This window comes from Rhodococcus cerastii (assembly GCF_033042195.1).
Taxonomy (GTDB): domain Bacteria; phylum Actinomycetota; class Actinomycetes; order Mycobacteriales; family Mycobacteriaceae; genus Rhodococcoides.
The window spans coordinates 95,808-112,526 of record NZ_JAWLKF010000014.1; the positions used below are offsets into that span (position 1 = coordinate 95,808).

Annotated in this window: 17 protein-coding genes and 1 riboswitch; of the genes, 14 read left to right on the forward strand and 3 right to left on the reverse strand. The window is 63.9% G+C overall.

The features are described from left to right. The first annotated feature begins 48 nt into the window (after window positions 1-48). From R3P93_RS20590 to R3P93_RS20645, 12 genes are all read left to right on the forward strand, one after another. A complete protein-coding gene (locus tag R3P93_RS20590; protein ID WP_317533938.1) occupies window positions 49-747 on the forward strand; it encodes an SMI1/KNR4 family protein in 699 nt (232 codons plus the stop codon). Window positions 748-1,134: 387 nt separating this feature from the next. Beyond that, entirely contained in the window at window positions 1,135-1,686 is a 552-nt protein-coding gene (locus R3P93_RS20595; RefSeq protein WP_317533939.1) for a hypothetical protein, read from the forward strand. A 102-nt stretch (window positions 1,687-1,788) separates the two neighbouring features. After that, window positions 1,789-1,882: riboswitch (SAM riboswitch) on the forward strand. A 219-nt stretch (window positions 1,883-2,101) separates the two neighbouring features. Then, entirely contained in the window at window positions 2,102-3,718 is a 1,617-nt protein-coding gene (locus tag R3P93_RS20600; RefSeq protein WP_149406535.1) for an ABC transporter substrate-binding protein, read from the forward strand. 4 nt (window positions 3,719-3,722) lie between these two features. Then, the gene (locus tag R3P93_RS20605) at window positions 3,723-4,703 is read left to right on the forward strand and encodes an ABC transporter permease (RefSeq protein WP_149406536.1); all 981 of its coding nucleotides are present in this window, start codon (window positions 3,723-3,725) and stop codon (window positions 4,701-4,703) included. Beyond that, window positions 4,696-5,589 (forward strand): ABC transporter permease, encoded by an 894-nt coding sequence (locus R3P93_RS20610; protein ID WP_149406537.1) that lies wholly within the window; start codon window positions 4,696-4,698, stop codon window positions 5,587-5,589. Before R3P93_RS20605 ends, R3P93_RS20610 begins: the two co-directional genes overlap by 8 nt. After that, the gene (locus tag R3P93_RS20615; protein WP_149406538.1) at window positions 5,586-7,184 is read left to right on the forward strand and encodes a dipeptide ABC transporter ATP-binding protein; all 1,599 of its coding nucleotides are present in this window, start codon (window positions 5,586-5,588) and stop codon (window positions 7,182-7,184) included. The genes R3P93_RS20610 and R3P93_RS20615 overlap by 4 nt, the downstream gene beginning before the upstream one ends. Then, window positions 7,177-8,253: an LLM class flavin-dependent oxidoreductase gene (locus tag R3P93_RS20620; RefSeq protein ID WP_149406539.1), complete on the forward strand. Its 1,077-nt coding sequence runs from the start codon at window positions 7,177-7,179 to the stop codon at window positions 8,251-8,253. The genes R3P93_RS20615 and R3P93_RS20620 overlap by 8 nt, the downstream gene beginning before the upstream one ends. Next, a complete protein-coding gene (locus R3P93_RS20625) occupies window positions 8,250-9,605 on the forward strand; it encodes an NtaA/DmoA family FMN-dependent monooxygenase (RefSeq protein ID WP_149406540.1) in 1,356 nt (451 codons plus the stop codon). Before R3P93_RS20620 ends, R3P93_RS20625 begins: the two co-directional genes overlap by 4 nt. Further along, complete coding sequence (locus tag R3P93_RS20630) at window positions 9,602-10,342, forward strand: DUF1684 domain-containing protein (RefSeq protein WP_149406541.1); 741 nt, start codon at window positions 9,602-9,604, stop codon at window positions 10,340-10,342. Before R3P93_RS20625 ends, R3P93_RS20630 begins: the two co-directional genes overlap by 4 nt. Continuing rightward, complete coding sequence (locus R3P93_RS20635) at window positions 10,339-11,463, forward strand: LLM class flavin-dependent oxidoreductase (RefSeq protein ID WP_149406542.1); 1,125 nt, start codon at window positions 10,339-10,341, stop codon at window positions 11,461-11,463. The genes R3P93_RS20630 and R3P93_RS20635 overlap by 4 nt, the downstream gene beginning before the upstream one ends. Window positions 11,464-11,501: 38 nt before the next feature. Then, a complete protein-coding gene (locus tag R3P93_RS20640; RefSeq protein WP_149406543.1) occupies window positions 11,502-12,437 on the forward strand; it encodes an NADP-dependent oxidoreductase in 936 nt (311 codons plus the stop codon). A 72-nt stretch (window positions 12,438-12,509) separates the two neighbouring features. Further along, window positions 12,510-12,932, forward strand: coding sequence for a nuclear transport factor 2 family protein (locus R3P93_RS20645; protein ID WP_149406544.1), 423 nt, complete (start codon window positions 12,510-12,512; stop codon window positions 12,930-12,932). A gap of 223 nt (window positions 12,933-13,155) precedes the next feature. Here R3P93_RS20645 and R3P93_RS20650 read toward each other — a convergent pair whose 3' ends face one another. After that, the gene (locus tag R3P93_RS20650) at window positions 13,156-14,121 is read right to left on the reverse strand and encodes a squalene cyclase (RefSeq protein WP_262498436.1); all 966 of its coding nucleotides are present in this window, start codon (window positions 14,119-14,121) and stop codon (window positions 13,156-13,158) included. 100 nt (window positions 14,122-14,221) lie between these two features. Here R3P93_RS20650 and R3P93_RS20655 point away from each other — a divergent pair, with 100 nt between their 5' ends. Further along, a complete protein-coding gene (locus tag R3P93_RS20655) occupies window positions 14,222-14,746 on the forward strand; it encodes a permease (protein WP_149406545.1) in 525 nt (174 codons plus the stop codon). A 3-nt stretch (window positions 14,747-14,749) separates the two neighbouring features. Here R3P93_RS20655 and R3P93_RS20660 read toward each other — a convergent pair whose 3' ends face one another. Next, a complete protein-coding gene (locus R3P93_RS20660) occupies window positions 14,750-15,229 on the reverse strand; it encodes a winged helix-turn-helix domain-containing protein (protein WP_317533940.1) in 480 nt (159 codons plus the stop codon). Window positions 15,230-15,392: 163 nt separating this feature from the next. Here R3P93_RS20660 and R3P93_RS20665 point away from each other — a divergent pair, with 163 nt between their 5' ends. After that, entirely contained in the window at window positions 15,393-15,908 is a 516-nt protein-coding gene (locus R3P93_RS20665) for a GNAT family N-acetyltransferase (RefSeq protein WP_149406717.1), read from the forward strand. On the opposite strand, the gene map is transcribed toward R3P93_RS20665, so the two are convergent. After that, entirely contained in the window at window positions 15,909-16,679 is a 771-nt protein-coding gene (map, locus tag R3P93_RS20670; protein ID WP_149406547.1) for a type I methionyl aminopeptidase, read from the reverse strand. Between the last annotated feature and the right edge of the window lie 40 nt (window positions 16,680-16,719).

Below are 16,719 nucleotides of genomic sequence, written 5' to 3' on the forward strand. Positions count from 1 at the left end.
GGGACATGGCGACAGTGAAGTTCGGTCGTGGTTCGGCATACTGACCGTGTGACAAAGGCCGACCTCGATCCCGCCGAGATCGAGAATCTATGGCCGGGTTACGGCGCAGCCGAGGTCAAGCGATTGATCAAGGCGACTCGTCCGAGTTCGGTTACACGCCAATGGGGTCGATTGTCTTCGATACTGACTGCAAACCTGGGCGTCGAGTACTTCGGTGCGACCGACGAGGCAATCGAAGCCGCCGAGGCTTCGACATGCCGGTGGCCCACGGAACTTCGAGAGCTGTACCGATGCGTCGAGCGAGCAGACCACCGCCGAGGAATGCTGCTTCTGCCCCCACAGTTCGAGCTGATGCCTGTTGCGCAGGTCGAGAAGCGGCACGAGTTCTGGGTCGAAGCCAACAGGAACCTTGCGTTCGGACGTCGGATCGACATAGAAGCCGAGATGGCCAAACCGGCCGGAACAGCTGCTGGCGCAATGCTTCCTGGGTTCATTCCTTTCGCCAACGACGATGCCGACACCTTGTTCGTCGATGCGCGTTCCGGTCCGCTTCACGGCTGCGTCAACTTGTGGCCGGATGCGGACGTGGCGCGGCGGCCTCCGATCTGGCGATCGCTGAGTGCGATGTTGGAAGATCTGGTGTTCGCGCTCGAGCGAAATACGACTATGTCGATGCGGTTGACGGGCTGGAGCCGGTATCAGCCCTACGTCGAAGGAGATCGACTGGTCTGGGAGGCGCGTGCCTGAAGAATCGATGCCGGAGATATACGTGCTGCAGGCAGGGCTGTGCCCTGACGCTGGTACGGGTTGTCGTGGTCTTCGTCTCCTGCATCTCCGGGATCGTCCAATGAGTGGAGAACGTCTTCTGGGTTTTCGTCGGAGTAGTCCCTGCAATTCATGGTGTCCTGGCTGTGAGGTGGATGGCTTGCCCTCGGAATTGTGACGTTGTCGATTTCCGGTAACGCCGAGTCGCGCGTGCGCTGGTCACGGCGTTCAATAACGGGCAAGGCAGACGTAACGACCACAGCAGCGTTGCTTGTTCGGCGACAGACGCCACTGCATTGCAGCACCTCCCGAGCTCGATACCGAGCCGGTGTCCGTTGGCTGAGTGTTGACCCAGTGGGGATGATCGACATGAACGACGCTTTTCGCTTCGCCGCTTCGTGCAGTTCACCGAGGGAACTGATCGCCCGACTTCAGTTCGGGATGACGGAGTTGTGGCCCGAAGGCGCGGCAATTCCCGTCCGCTGGCACTACATGGCAGACATGATCGATTCGGAGCGAGGCTTGCTCGTCGAATTGGACGGTGCGGTGTCGAGTCCGGTTGTGGACGCGCTCGTTGCGACGGCGGAACTGTGCAGGCAATCGGCCACCGAGTCTGTGCCTGCGGCTGACTGGGAGTATCTCCGGCGGGCGTTGGGATGGCTCGAGCGTGGCAGTTCCGGTGTCGATCGCGCACTCATCGCCGTGGGCGACGAGTTGGCACTGATCGGGCTCGATGGGGTGGGGCAGGACTTCTCGGTCGCGACCTGGATGTGCATGGACGTGCTGGATCGGTTCGCCTCCGGCGAAACGATCGGATACTGGATGGGGCGTGTGAAATTGTGCTCCTCGAACATGGCTGAGCAGCAGTACAATTCAGTTTCGAGTGGTAGAGAAGGCTCTGAGCTGACAGTTGCCGTGTAACAGCTGGGGTCGTCCCGTTCAATACTTTTCGGGTCTTCCGTCCGCGACAATTCCTACCCCGGTTGGCATGTGCGTCGATCCTCTCGTAGTATCGGCAACGTAGGACCATCCAGAGCGACCGAGAGACCTGGCTCTATGACGTCGCAGCAACCCCCCGCTCGTCGGGTGAGGGTGCTACCGCCGGGACCGATGGAGGAATGCACGTGAACACCCGAGTCGCCTCAGGTTTCGTCGACGGATGCCGTCGGATCCATGTCGATCTGTGCCGTCTGAACGGTTCGACCTGTCTTAGCTGACATTTCGGCACCGTTTTTTTCGACACCACACCTCATCATCTGCACGAACTCCTTCCTGGGCGCACGTGGCTCGGACGCGGGAGTTCGCGTGCGATCGACCAGATACCGGAGACACCCACGTGTCCACTCGCCCTGTACTTTTGGTAGCCGGAGTAATCGCCGCCACCGCCACACTGCTCGCCGGGTGCGCAGGTAGCGCTACCACCTCGGCCGCCGACGCCGGGCCCCCGCAGTCGGGAGGGACCCTCCGTTACGGCCTGTCCGGGGCTCCTACCTGCTCCGACCCGGCTCAGGCGGGTACGAATCAGACCATCTACGTCACCCGGCAGGTGGTCGATTCGCTCACCGACCAGAACCCTGAAACCGGAGAAGTCGAGCCCTGGTTGGCCGAGAGCTGGGAGGTCGGTGCCGACGCGAAGTCCTTCACCTTCCAGCTGAAAGACGGTGTGACGTTCAGTGACGGCACCCCGCTCGACGCCACCGCCGTCAAAGAAAATTTCGACGCCATCACCGGCACTCTCGGTGCGGCCAAGGCTCCGCTGGCTGCCAGTTACCTGACCGGATATCAAGGTGCCACGGTCGTCGACCCGCTCACTGTCCGCATCGACTTTTCGGCACCCAATGCGCAGTTCCTGCAGGCGAGTTCGACGCCTCAGCTCGGCATCCAGGCCGTTGCGACCTCGGGTCAGTCGGCCGAGTCGCGGTGCTTGGGTACCAACATCGGATCGGGACCGTTCGCCTATGCGGACTACCAGCAAGATCGTTCCGTCGCTTTGGCCAAGCGAAGCGGATACAACTGGGGCTCTGCGGTATTCGGCCACGAGGGCGAGGCGTACCTGGACCGTATCGAGTTCACCATCGTGCCCGAGTCGGGTGTACGCACCGGCAGTCTGTCCTCCGACCAGCTCGACGCCGTGAGCGACGCGCTACCGCAGGATGCGCCACAGATCGAGGCGACGGGTGGCCGGATCCTGACGGCATCGAACCCGGGCGTTCCGTTCGGCATTCAGCCCAACGTCACTCGCGGTGCTCTTCAGGACCCTGCTGTCCGGACGGCACTGGTGCCGGCGATCAACCGTCAGGAACTGGTCGATACGGTCCTGGGACCGGACTTCCGAACGGCGACAAGCACGTTGGCCAGCGCCACCCCGGGGTACGTCGAACTCGCCGACGTCACCTACGACCCCGAGAAGTCGAAGTCGCTACTCGACGCGGCGGGCTGGGCTCCCGGTGCCGACGGGATCCGCGAAAAGGACGGGCAGAAGCTGAGTTTCAAGGTCATGTACTCGGCCGTGTTCGCCGGCAACCAAGCAATTCTGGAACTGACCCAACAGCAGCTGCGTGCAGTGGGTGTCGACCTCCAGCTCGAGCTGGTCTCCACTTCGGAGGCGACGGCGCGGCAAGGCACCAGGGACTACGACTCCACGTACTACAACAGCACTCGCGCCGACGGTGACATTCTGCGTACTTCGTTTGCAGTGGACGGCCGGAACTTGAACGCGCGCGGCCTGATTCCGGATCTGGATGCATCGTTGAGCGATCAGCTCTCGACCACCGATGTGGCGGCGCGCAACGAGATCCTCGCTACCGCGCAGCAGCAGGTTCTCGACAACGGATTGTGGATTCCGACGATCGAGCTCTCGCAGGCAGTCGGCGCGGCGTCGACAGTGCAGGATCTGAAGTTCGAGGCCTCCGCTCGCCTGCAGTTCTTCGATACCTGGCTGAGCGGGCAGTAGAGCCATGACCCGCTACATCGGACAGCGAGTACTGCAGGCACTGGCAGTGCTGTGGGCTGCGTTCACCATCTCGTTCATCGTGCTCTTCCTGCTTCCCTCGGACCCGGTCAGTCTTGCCGTGGACTCGGCAGGCTCGGGTACCCCGGCCGACGCTGCGGCCATCGCTGAACTGCAGGCCCGCTACGGTCTCGATCAGCCGGTGCTGGTGCAGTACTGGCACTCGCTGGTCGGGGCCGTGCAAGGCGACTTCGGATTGTCCATCGCCATCGGCCAGCCGGTGACTACGGCCATTCTCGACGCGGTACCCAGTACACTCGGCTTGGCGGGGACAGCCCTGGTGCTGGCCATCGTGTTCGGATCCGCGGTGGCCTACGCCGCCACCTACACCCAGATCGTCTGGCTGAAGAACCTGCTGCTCGCACTCCCACCGCTCGGGGTGGCGGTGCCGACGTTCTGGGTAGGACTACTGCTGCTGCAACTGTTCTCGTTCCGACTGCGCTGGTTCCCGGCGTTCGGTGACGCAGGCGTAGCGTCGTTGGTGCTGCCTGCGGTGACACTGGCATTGCCCACCGGCGCTGTCATCGCTCAGGTCCTGGCTACCAGTATGGCGACCACATGGAAACAGCCGTTCGTGGATGTGGCTCGGGCCAAGGGGGTCTCACGCCTTCGGGTGCAGACGCGACATGTTCTACGTCTGTCCTCGATCCCGGCCTTCACGATTGCCGGGGTCTTGGTGGGCACTCTGCTGGCCGGATCGGTGGTGGTCGAGACGGTGTTCTCGCGCGCCGGGGTCGGACGGCTGACCCAGACGTCGGTGCTGGCGCAGGACATTCCGGTGGTGCAGGGCATCGTCGTCCTGACTTCGCTGGTCTTCGTCCTGGTCAATCTCGCAGTCGACCTGCTCTATCCGCTGATCGATCCGCGCATCGTCCGCGAATACCGGCCCGCTCAGGCCAGCGCAGAACCGGAGAAAGCTCATGTCTGACATACTGATTCGCGAGACCGCCGTCCATTCGGCAGTTCCCCCGGTAGTCGAAGAAGCACCGGCACCCGCGCGGCGCCGGGGTCCCCGAGACGTGCTGAAGCACCTCTGGCTCGGTGCCTCCGTGGTCGTGCTGTTGCTGGCTCTCGGGTTCGCGCTGTTCCCGTCCGTCTTCGCGAGCGGCGACCCACTGGTCGGGACACCGGCGGACAAGCTGCAAGCCCCCAGTGCGGCGCACTGGTTCGGCACCGACAACATCGGCCGCGACGTTTTCACCCGGGTGGTCCACGGTTCGGGACTGTCTCTGACGGCAACGCTGTTGGCAGTCGGCATCGCCCTGGCGGTCGGCTCCATCATCGGTCTCGTCTCGGGTGCCGTCGGCGGAATAGTCGATGCGGTACTGATGCGAATTGTCGATGTGCTGCTGTCGATTCCAACGCTGCTGCTCTCGTTGGCGCTGGTGACCGCTCTGGGCTTCGGCACCGTGAACGTCGCCATTGCCGTCGGCGTCACGCTGATCGCCAATTTCGCCAGAGTGATGCGCTCGGAGGTACTGCGGGTGCGCAGATCGCTGTACGTCGAAGCTGCCTACGCCTCGGGTGTGCGGTGGTTCGATGTGTTCCGCAGGCACATTCTCAGGAACTCCTACGGCCCGGTGATCGCACTCGCTGCAGTCGAATTCGGTATGGCAGTCCTTGCGGTATCGGCGCTGAGCTTCCTCGGTTTCGGCGCTGCGCCGCCCACTCCTGAGTGGGGATCGCTGATTTCCGAGGGCCGCAACTTCCTGGCCACCGCATGGTGGATGACCACACTGCCAGGATTGGTGATCGTGGCCGTAGTCGTGTCCGCGCACCGCCTCGGGCACGCACTCGAGAGGCGATCGCAATGAGTCCCATTCTCGAAGTCGAGAATCTGCACGTGAACTACGGTGAGACGACCGCCGTCTCCGGCATCGGGTTCACCGTAGACCGCGGTGAAGTGGTGGCCGTGGTCGGTGAATCGGGGTCCGGGAAGTCGACGACGGCGCACGCCCTCATCGGTCTGCTCTCGGGTTCCGGACGCATCGTCGGCGGATCGGTGACGTTCGACGGGCAGCGGCTCGACACTGCCTCGGACAAGACGTTGAACCGGTTGCGCGGCCGTCACATCGGGCTCGTCCCGCAGGATCCGACCACCTCGCTGAACCCGGTGGTTCGCGTCGGCGACCAGGTTGCCGAGGTATTGCGGGTGCACGGCCTCGCAGATCGCCGCTCCGCGAAGGTCGAGGCCATCCGCATCCTTACCGAAGCCGGTCTGGACAACCCCGAGGTGCGTGCGCGTCAGTATCCGCAGGACCTGTCCGGTGGGCAGCGTCAGCGCGTGCTGATCGGAATCGCTCTCGCCTGCCGCCCGGAACTGGTGATCGCCGACGAGCCGACCAGCGCCCTCGACGTCACCGTGCAGCGACGCATCCTCGACCACCTCGACGCCAGGATCGCCGAAACCGGTGCCGCTGTTCTGCTGATCACCCACGACCTGGGTGTGGCTGCGGACAGAGCCGCTCGCCTGATCGTCATGAGCGCGGGTCGGATTGTCGAAACCGGCCCCACCGCAGAGGTACTGGCGAACCCGACGCACGCGTACACACGTCAACTGTTGGCCGCGGCACCGTCGCTCAATACAACCGTACGACCCGCGCGCACCACGGCAGCCGAGCCGATCCTGATGGTCAGCGACGTCTCGAAGCGGTTCACCATCGGCCGCGGCGTCCACCTCGATGCGGTCAAGGGAGCCACGTTGACCGTCGACCGCGGGCGCACCGTCTCGCTCGTCGGCGAATCCGGTTCCGGCAAATCTACGTTGGCGCGGATCGCGATCGGTCTCGAGACCGCGTCGTCGGGTTCGGTGACGTTCGACGGTGTGGACATCACCGGTCTGCGGGGGAAGGCCAGGCGTGAACTGCGGCGACGCGTCCAAATCGTCTACCAGAACCCGTATGCATCGCTGAACCCGAAGCTGCGCGTCGGCGAGATCGTGCGAGAACCCCTGGACGCGTTCAAGGTCGGTTCCTCGCGTGAGCGTTCCGAGCGTGTCCGGACTCTGCTCGATCAGGTGGCACTCACCAGCGACTACCTGGCCCGCCGGCCTGCCGAGCTCTCCGGCGGGCAGCGTCAGCGCGTTGCCATTGCCCGAGCTTTGGCTCTCGCGCCGGAGCTGGTGGTGCTCGACGAGCCGGTCTCGGCGCTGGATGTGTCGGTGCAAGCACAGATCCTGACGTTGCTCGACGATCTGCAGTCCCAGCTGGGTCTGAGCTACCTCTTCATCTCGCACGATCTGGCCGTGGTTCGCCAGATCAGCGACACCGTGGCCGTCATGCAATCCGGCGTCATCGTGGAATACGGCGACGCCGCAGCCCTGTTCGACAATCCACAGCAGGACTACACCCGCGAGCTACTCGGGGCCATTCCCGGAAGCGCGCACGAGAAAGCGAGCACCAGTGTCTGACAAGCTGTTCCTGACCGCGATAGAACTGAAAGGCACCGGCGCACATCCGCAGGCCTGGCGTCGGCCTGATTCTCGCGCGGAAGAGGTGTTCACGGCAGGGTTCTGGATCGACCAGCTCCACGCTGCAGACCGAGCGGGTATCGATCTCGCGTTCCTGGGCGATTCGTTCGCCGATAGGACGCTCGAGGCTGCAGCCATCGCTGCACGGGCAGCCGCCCTCACCGAGAAGATCGGGCTGGTGCCCACGATCACCGTCACGCACACCGAGCCGTTCCACATCTCGAAGCAGGTCGCGAGCCTCGATTTCGCCTCCCACGGCCGGGCCGGGTGGCAGGTCGAGGTGAGTCCTGGTGCCGAGCAAGCGGCGCTGTTCGGTCGGAAAGCGGAGCAGGACAACGGCAGTCTGTGGCGCGAGGCGGACGAGGCAGTCGAGGTCGTCACCAGGCTGTGGGACAGCTGGGAGGACGACGCAGAGATTCGTGATGTCGAGTCGGGACGGTTCATCGACCGAGACAAGCTGCACTACATCGACTTCGAGGGTGAGAACTTCTCGATCAAGGGTCCGTCGATCACTCCGAGATCTCCTCAGGGACAGCCGCTCGTGGTGATTCGCGGCGATTCCGCGGAGTCCGTGTCGGTGGCCGCCGCGCGCGCCGACATCGTCCGAATCGTCGCCGACACGGTTGAGAATGCGGCGGCGACTGCCGCCCGCATTCGACGGGCCGTCGTTGCGGAAGGCCGTGACCCGGCCGACGTGTTCGTTCTGTTGGATGTGGAGACCCTGGTATCCGATTCTGCCGCCGAAGAACTCGCACAGCTCGACAACTGGGCGGGGGACGTCAGAGCCGCTGAGAGCGTGTCGCATATCGGCGAGCTGGCAGGCTTGCATCTCCTGCTCGGTTCCATCGAAGCGGTCGGCCTGGACGGTGTGACTCTGGTACCGCTCGCGTTGCCTTCGGGGATCCGATCACTACCGGCCACAGACACTCGGAGCGGATCGACTCTGCGCGAGCGTCTCGGCCTGAAGCGTCCCGTCAATCGCTATGCACTCGAAGGGAAGAGCCTGTGACGAAGAAGCAGATACATCTGGGTGCGCATTTTCCGGGCGTCAACAACACCACCGTCTGGGCCGATCCGGAATCGAAGAGCCAGATCGAGTTCGATTCGTTCGTGCACCTCGCGGAATCGGCCGAACGCGGTCTGTTCGACTTCTTCTTTCTCGCCGAAGGACTGCGACTGCGTGAGCACCGCAACAAGATCCACGATCTCGACGTGGTCGGTCGACCGGATACGCTCACCGTCCTCAACGCGCTTGCGTCGGTGACGACCAAGCTCGGACTCGCCGGGACGATCAACACCACGTTCAACGAACCGTTCGAGCTCGCCAAACAATTCTCGTCACTGGACCACCTGTCCGACGGTAGGGCGGCATGGAACATGGTGACGTCTTCGGACGCGTTCACCGGCGAGAATTTTCGGCGGGGCGGCTATCTCGATCGTGCCGACCGTTACGTGCGGGCCAACGAGATCATCGACGTCGCGCGAAAGCTCTGGGACTCCTGGCAGTCCGACGCGTTCGTCGTCGATCGCGAGCGTGACATCTTCGGTCGCGAGTCCGAGATTCGAGCCGTGCGGCATACCGGCCCGCAGTTCGAGGTCGAGGGCCGCTTCACACTGCCGCGCAGTCCGCAGGGGCATCCAGTTCTGTTGCAGGCAGGCGATTCCGACGAGGGCCGAGAGTTCGGGGCTGCCAAGGCCGACGCCATCTTCACCATCCACGGCACGCTCGAGGACGGACAGAAGTTCTACTCCGACGTCAAGGGGCGGCTCGCCAAATACGGCCGTGAGCACGTCGACCTGAAGGTGCTGCCCGCGGCGACGTTCGTGCTCGGCGATTCTGCGCAGGACGCGGTCGAGAAGGCGGACCACATCCGGCATCAGCAAGTCAGCGGTAAGACGGCCATTTCGTTCCTCGAGCAGGTGTGGGGACAGGACCTGTCCGCGTACGACCCGGACGGTCCGTTACCCGACATCGAACCCAGCGGCGATGTGTCCATCACCCGTGGCCGTGCGCGACACGGCGACCCCAGAACCATTGCCCAGCAGTACCGCGAGCGTGCCGAAGCAGACAACCTGAGCATTCGCGAACTGATCATCGCGATGACGACGCGGCAGCAGTTCGTCGGAACCCCGGCACAGGTGGCCGAGGAGATCGACAACTACGTGCAGAACAACGCGAGCGACGGCTTCATTCTCGTCCCGCATATCACCCCAGCCGGCCTCGATGAATTTGTCGACAAGGTGATTCCGGAACTTCAGGACCGCGGCAGCTTCCGCACCGAATACGCCGGAACAACCTTGCGTGACCACCTCGGTCTGCGGCACCCGTACGAACAGCGTGAAGGAGTGCGAGCATCATGAGCGATTTCGAGCAGGACTGGAAGCAATGGCATGCCGACCGAGAGGCATCGTACGGTGATCCTCTCGGTTGGGTGTCATTGACCGGTTTGTATTGGCTGACGGATGAATTCGAGACCGTCGCGGACCTTCCCGGCCGTTGGAAGGCCGACGCAGATTCGGTGACTGTCCAGGGGTTCGACGGCGTGTCGGCGCTGAATCCGGTGGAGGGCGCACCGGGCATCCTGGTCGAGGACGGCGAACGGCGAATCGAGGTGATCCGTCGCACCGGCTCGGTCGCGCTGCGGGTACACGACCCGAAAGCACAGACCCTGCAGTCCTACAGCGGTATCCCGGCCTACGAGCCGAGCGAGAAGTTCGTTGTCACCGGGACGTTCACCCCGTACGACTCACCGGTGACCGTCACGACCGGAGCCGTGGTGGAAGGACTCGAACACCATCACACGGCCGTGGGCACTCTCGACTTCGAGTTGGCCGGCACCGAGCAGCAGCTGATTGCGTTCGGCGGCAACGGCAATGGTCTGAAGGTCCTGTTCACCGATGCCACAAGCGGGGTGACCACCTATCCGGCCGCGCGGATCCTCTCCATAGCGACACCCGAGAGCGGATCCGTTGTGCTGGATTTCAATCGGGCGTCCAACCTTCCGTGTGCGTTCACCGACTTCGCGACGTGCCCCGTCGCGCCTACCGAGAACAGGCTGACCGTCGCCGTCGAGGCCGGGGAGAAGAACCCGAGATGACGCGAGTTCCGTTGTCCGTTCTCGATCTGTCCCCGATCAGCGAGGGGTCGACCGTCGCTCAGGCTCTGCGAAACACTCTGGATCTGGCACGCCAGACCGAGGAGTGGGGCTACGAGCGCTATTGGGTGGCCGAGCACCACTTCGTGGCGGCGGCCAGTTCTTCGCCCGCAGTGTTGATCGGTTTGATTGCCGCTGCCACCAACCGGATTCGTGTCGGATCGGCTGCGGTCCAGCTGGGTTTCACGACAGCTGCTGCCGTTGTGGAGTCCTTTGGGACAGTCGACGCCCTGTATCCGGGACGCATCGATCTGGGTGTCGGTAGGTCCGGGCAGCGCAGGGCAGCAGCCCTGGCCGGTGCCCAGCCGGCTGCGCCCGAACGCGCGGTGGCTTCGGGGCCCGGTGGACTGTTCCCGGTTGCCCCTGCCGCGGCGGCCCCGCGCAAGACCCCGCTGCTGGCTGCGTCTCTGGCTGCGCTGCAGCAGCCGCACGCTCAGGCCCCGGATTTCGTCGATCAACTCGATGACCTTGTTGCACTGCTTGCCGGTAACTACGAGCGCGACGGGGTGCCGTTGACGGCATGCCCGGGTGTCGGGGCCGACGTGGCGTTGTGGCTGTTCGGCAGCAGTGCTGGGCCGACGGCCCGTGAGGCCGGTGCCCGCGGTCTGCCGTTCGCGGCGAGCTATCACTTCAGCCCGGGGACGACTCTCGAGGCGATCGACGAGTATCGCCGTGCTTTCGTGCCGTCGGCCGGATTGTCCGAGCCCTATGTTGCGGTGTCGGCTGATCTGGTTGTTGCAGAATCGGATTCGCAGGCCCACGAACTGGCAGCGTCGTTCCCGCACTGGGTACACAGCATTCGCAGTGGTCGAGGTGCGATCGAGTATCCGGATCCGAAAAACCTGGCACCGCTGACCGAGGAGCAGTATCAGCTCGTCGCCGACCGGGTGGACACCCAGATCGTCGGATCCGCGGCAACGGTGTCGGACCAGCTGGAGGCGCTGCAGGACGCAACCGGTGCCGATGAACTGGTGATCACCTCGGTGACTCACGATCACGCGGACCGGCTGCACTCGTACGAATTGCTCGGTAAGGAATGGGGACTACCTCGGCTGCGGATCTGAAGCGGAACATTTGTGTCGTGTCGACCGTTGTACTGCCCATGACACGAGTCGCAGTTGCAGCGTCCTACGGTGGACCGGACGCCATCGAGATCGTCGAACGAGAGCTGCCCGCGCCGTCCGAAGGCGAGGTTCTGGTCGAGCTGAAGGCGATCGGCGTCAATCCATTCGACTTCAAGAGCTACAGCGGCGCGTTCGGCACCGACGCATCGAAGCTTCCGATCGCGTTGGGCAGCGAGGCGTCGGGGATCGTGGTGGCGGTCGGCGGTGCCGTCGAAGGTCCGGGCGGACCGATTGCCGTCGGTGACGAGGTGGTCGTGTCCGGTCAGAACGGCACGTACGCCGAGAGGATTCTGGCTCCGGCACGGTTCGTGTTCCCGAAACCGGCAGGATTGGACTGGAACGTTGCTGCGGGCGTCCTCGCCGTGGCTGGAACCGCTTACGACGCATTGGAATCCGTCGGTGTGAAGAGCGGCGACACCGTTCTGGTGCACGGAGCGGCGGGCGGCGTCGGGTCCGTGGTGGCTCAGCTCGCTCTGGAGCGTGGTGCCACCGTCATCGGGACTGCGCGTGCCCAGAACCATGATGCGCTCCGGGGCTACGGCGTCTTGCCCGTCGAATACGGCGAGGGACTGATCGACCGTGTGCGGGTAGCCGCACCGAACGGCATCGACGCAGCCATCGACACGGTAGGCACCGACGAGGCCATCGACGTGTCTCTCGAATTGCTCACGGATCGAGCAAGATTGGTGACGACGGCAGCCTTCGGACGGGCGTCGGCCGACGGGTTCCTCACCGTCGGTGGTCCGGAAAGTATGGAACGTCGACGGCTCGCGTCGCCGGTGCTGTTGGAGCAGGCCGGCGCGGGAGTGTTCGAGGTGACGGTCGCGAAGACTTTCTCGCTCGCCGACGCCGCGAGGGCGCATACGGAATTGCAGTCGACGCACCCTCGCGGCAAGTTCGTTCTGATTCCCTGACGCGGGAGTTGTTCGAGCCGCTCCGGTAGCAGGCCGCTGCCAACGTTCTGCGATCGATTAGCGTGGGGCCGCGTGAACTCGGCGACGGACGACCTGGTGGCGAAGTACCTCGACGCCCTGCATAGCGCTGACCTCGATGCGATCGTGAGTCTGTTCGCGCCCGGTGCGGTCGTGCATTCGCCGTTGTACGGCCCCACTCCCGCACCCGAGTTCTATCGGGCATTGTTCATCGATACTGCAAGCGCCGAGCTGACGTCGAAGGGCGTGGCCGAGGGGCGTACCTCGGCAGGAACGCGACTCGTCACGTTCTGGTTCCATTTCGACTGGCGGCTACCCTCCGGGGTGGCTGCCCCGTTCGACGTCGTCGATGTTGCTGAACTCGACGACCACGGCCGCATCACAACACTGTCGATCGTGTACGACACCGTCGACGTGCGACCAGCGTTCGAACGGGAGACCGGATCTTCCTGGAGGTCGACGGAACAGGATCGGTAGCGCCAGGCCTTCGAATCAGAGTGATTGCAACGGGTGCACTGTCTGGGAGGCGAGCCTAGCGTTGCATCCATGACATGGCTCAAAGCGCGAGTAGTGGCTCTGATCGATCACCTCGGATCCCAGTCTGCATGCACCCACGCTGCCGTCGACTTCGGCATCCGCGGCTGACATCGCAAGCAATGGTTCGGGGTAGACGGTTACTGCATGCCGCACGCAGGCGCGATCAGCGGTAGTAGGAATCCCACCACGTCAGCACTCGGGTTCCGATCAGTGTCAGCCATTTCGAGCGTTCTCCCTCCGGTGCGTCGGTCTCGAACCAGACCTGACCTGAATGAGGGCGACCCTGCAACCATGTTCCATCGGTCTGGCGGGCGGCCCTGATGACTCCGATGGCCTCCTCCATGCGGGGATCCGGCGCGGTCCCATCGAGCAGAGAGGCTTGCCGAAAGTAGTCAGCAGCGGTGATGGCGCTGTACGTCCACCGGGGCGGATAGAAAAAGTGATCCACCCATGGTCCGACCTTCTCGCCCGTGGACAACGTGTACAGGAGCTTTCGCGTCAGCAAGTACTCTTCACCGGCGCGCCGGGCAGCTCGAGTCTCGTCCGTGCCGCCGAGGGCTATGTCGAACTCCAGCAATCCTTTCATCGAGTTCAGTGTCGAGTGAAACGACGCGCGGGTCGACCCCTCGACCCACTCGCAGTTCCAACCACCGTCCGGCAGTTGATGTTCGAGAAACCATTCGACGATGCCTTCGACGTCCGCACCGAGCCACACCCCGTTGGCGACCGTCCACGCGTTGATACAGCAGTCCACCTCGCCGCCCCAGTACGGCAGATTGTCGTACTCCCACCGACTGTTCTCGTCGAGCAGCTCGACCGTGCGGCGCGCTCGCAGGACCGCGGGGTCGAGACCCCACTCGCGCAGCGAGTTGAGCGACCACGTGGTGGCAGTCCAGGGTTGCCCCGGAGCTTCGGAACCATCGAAGTCCGCAGGGAAGAATGCGCCACCCGCCCATTGTCCGTCCGGATTCTGCAGCGCCAGGAGTTGCGCTCCGAAACCCTCGGTAGCAACGCGGGCGCGAGTTGCTTCCCATACGTCGGCGGGTTCGCGCAGGACATCGCGCTCGACCTGCCAGCGCAGCGCTGGATCCGAGTCGATGAGCCAGCTGCGCAGAGAATCGGCGACCACAACGGCGAAGAGTAACGCTGTTCGTCCCTGCGGACAGAACAGCTAACAATCGGGTCTCGACTCGAGTGGGGTACGGCCACACACGATCTACGATGTCCTCATGACTGCCGATCCGACCACGCCCGCACCGTCGACCAGCTCGGCGAACTGGAAGAGGCGGGGCATTCTCGTCGGAGCCGGCATTGTCCTGCTGTTGATCGCCTACTTCATCCTGGCAGCGTTCCTTCCGCGCTGGTGGAGTCTGCGGGTGGAGACCCTGGCCGACCGCACGTTCACCAAGGGCATTCTGTGGGGCCTGTTGTTCGGCATCGTCTGCACGTTCGCGCCGCTGGTGTTCTTCTGGAGCGCCTGGTCGGTTCGGAAGGGCAGGGCGGGCAAGCAATTGGCGATCGGCTCGGTCGTCCTGGCCGTCGTCACGGCCATCCCGAACCTGTTGACGCTCACGATCGTTCTCGGAACCAGCAACGCCGCTCATGCCGGTGAACGCACCCTCGACACCAGCGCGCCTGGCTTCCGTGGTGCCACTGCACTCGGGGCCCTCATTGCTGTGGTTCTGTTTGCCTTGCTGGTGTTCGTGGTGGTCCGGCGGAAGCGTCGCCGCAGAGCTGCTGCTCTGTCGCAGTAACGGTCAGGCGCTACGCAATACCGTCGGTTGGGTGATGACGCGTATTCCCGGTTCCGGGTCGAAGCGATAGCCGGTTCCCCGGACCGTGGTGATCAGTCGACCGAACTGACCGAGTTTGGTGCGCACTCGGGAGAGGTGGACGTCGACACTGCGTCCGCCGTCGGAGGTGCTGAGTTCGGATCTTCCGACCACGACCCGAGGGTGCCGCGCCAGGTAGGCGAATATCTCGAACTCGGTGTGGGAGAGACGAACGCTCCTGCCGCCGAGGATCACGTCGCGGGCGGGGATATCGATGACCAGTGGTGCGTTCAATTCGTTGACCCTCACATCGAATCGCGTGAGGATTTTCGCATGCGGGGCATAGCCTTTGGCGGCGCTGCGGAGCGCATCGGCGAGTGCGTGCAACTGCGGTCGGGTCAACCCCTGCAGGGATGACGTTCCGGAATCGGAGATACGGACAACGACGGTGGCTTCTGTGGTCATGGCTCGAGAACTCCTGGGGAGAAGGGTTGCTGCAGATCCTGGGGCGATCGGTCAGTGGTGGCAGCGACAGTTCTCGTTCACAGTCACATGGTCGACGACGAATCGAAGGTTCGCCATGGATCTGCTCACCGTGATCGCAAATGTTGACCCGACGATCCTCGGCATGTTGCGATCGGGCGTGACCGATGTGTGCCAACCACGAACCGAACTCACGATCCGCACCGTCGACTGGGATCATCCCGACGCCGAAGCTCTGCGTGCGGCGATGGCCGCCGAGGTGGGTCCGCGTTACGCCGACCGAGCCGCTCTGATGTCCAAGACCCAGGCCAACGCCGTCGACGAGAGCTCTGTGCACCGGACGTTCGTCGTGTATCGCCGTGACTCGGAGGGTGCCGAGCGCGCTGTCGGACATGCGGCGCTGCGTTGGAACGGACCCGATCTCGAGCTCAAGCGAATGTTCGTTCACCCCGACCATCGCGGCACGGGAGTATCGGCTGCCCTGCTGCAGGCGTCTGAGAACAGCGTCCGTGACCAGGGCCTGCCACGCTTGATACTTCAGACCGGAGACCGTCAGCCCGACGCAGTTCGGCTGTACGAGAAGAACGGTTACACCCGGATCCCGGTGTTCCCGCCCTACGAGGTTCTGCCCTTCTCGAACACCTTCGAGAAACGGCTGTAGCTACGCGGGCAACGTCATGATCTCTGCACCGTCGTCGGTGATCATCACGGTGTGCTCGCTGTGCGCGGTGAGACATCCCGTCGTGCTCCGCAGGGTCCAGCCGTCAGGGTCGGTGACGAGTTCGGCGGTGTCCTCCATGACCCACGGCTCGAGTGCCAACATCAAGCCGGGGCGTAGGCGGTAGCCGCGGCCGGGCCGTCCGGAGTTCGAGACGTGGGGATCCTGGTGCATCGTCGAGCCGATGCCGTGGCCGCCGAACTGCATGTTGATCGGGTAACCGGCAGCGCTGAGCACCGTGCCGATGGCGTGGGAGATATCGCCGATCTTGTTGCCCGGTCCAGCTGCTTCGATTCCTGCAGCCAACGCACGTTCGGTGGCGTCGATCATCGAGAGAGCCCTGGCGGGCTTGTTCTCACCCACGACGAAACTGATGGCCGAATCCGCCGCGACGCCGCCGAGGATCACGGCCAGGTCCAGCGTCAGCAGATCGCCGTCGGCCAGCGCATAGTCGTGTGGAAGGCCGTGCAGCACAGCATCGTTGACGGAAGTGCAGATGTAGTGACCGAACGGACCGCGGCCGAAGGACGGCGCGTAGTCGACGTAGCAGGACGTCGCCCCGGCTCCTTCGATGATGTCCTTGGTCCACTGATCGATCTCGAGCAGGTTGGTGCCGACTGTGGCGCGTTCGCGGACGGTTCGGAGAATTCCGGCCACCAGAGCGCCGGATTCGCGCGCGAGGGGGATCTTGGTGGGGGGAAGAATTTCGATCATGTGGAGCCTTTCGCCGTGTGCCGAACAACGATACCGGTAT

What these genes read in the sequence shown, in the direction of transcription:
- R3P93_RS20640 (WP_149406543.1), top strand. Translation starts at nt 11,502, where the DNA reads ATGACACGAGTCGCAGTTGCAGCGTCCTACGGTGGACCGGACGCCATC.
- R3P93_RS20610 (WP_149406537.1), top strand. Translation starts at nt 4,696, where the DNA reads ATGTCTGACATACTGATTCGCGAGACCGCCGTCCATTCGGCAGTTCCC.
- R3P93_RS20630 (WP_149406541.1), top strand. Translation starts at nt 9,602, where the DNA reads ATGAGCGATTTCGAGCAGGACTGGAAGCAATGGCATGCCGACCGAGAG.
- R3P93_RS20595 (WP_317533939.1), top strand. Translation starts at nt 1,135, where the DNA reads ATGAACGACGCTTTTCGCTTCGCCGCTTCGTGCAGTTCACCGAGGGAA.
- R3P93_RS20655 (WP_149406545.1), top strand. Translation starts at nt 14,222, where the DNA reads ATGACTGCCGATCCGACCACGCCCGCACCGTCGACCAGCTCGGCGAAC.
- R3P93_RS20635 (WP_149406542.1), top strand. Translation starts at nt 10,339, where the DNA reads ATGACGCGAGTTCCGTTGTCCGTTCTCGATCTGTCCCCGATCAGCGAG.
- map (WP_149406547.1), bottom strand. Translation starts at nt 16,679, where the DNA reads ATGATCGAAATTCTTCCCCCCACCAAGATCCCCCTCGCGCGCGAATCC.
- R3P93_RS20665 (WP_149406717.1), top strand. Translation starts at nt 15,393, where the DNA reads ATGTTGCGATCGGGCGTGACCGATGTGTGCCAACCACGAACCGAACTC.
- R3P93_RS20615 (WP_149406538.1), top strand. Translation starts at nt 5,586, where the DNA reads ATGAGTCCCATTCTCGAAGTCGAGAATCTGCACGTGAACTACGGTGAG.
- R3P93_RS20605 (WP_149406536.1), top strand. Translation starts at nt 3,723, where the DNA reads ATGACCCGCTACATCGGACAGCGAGTACTGCAGGCACTGGCAGTGCTG.
- R3P93_RS20660 (WP_317533940.1), bottom strand. Translation starts at nt 15,229, where the DNA reads ATGACCACAGAAGCCACCGTCGTTGTCCGTATCTCCGATTCCGGAACG.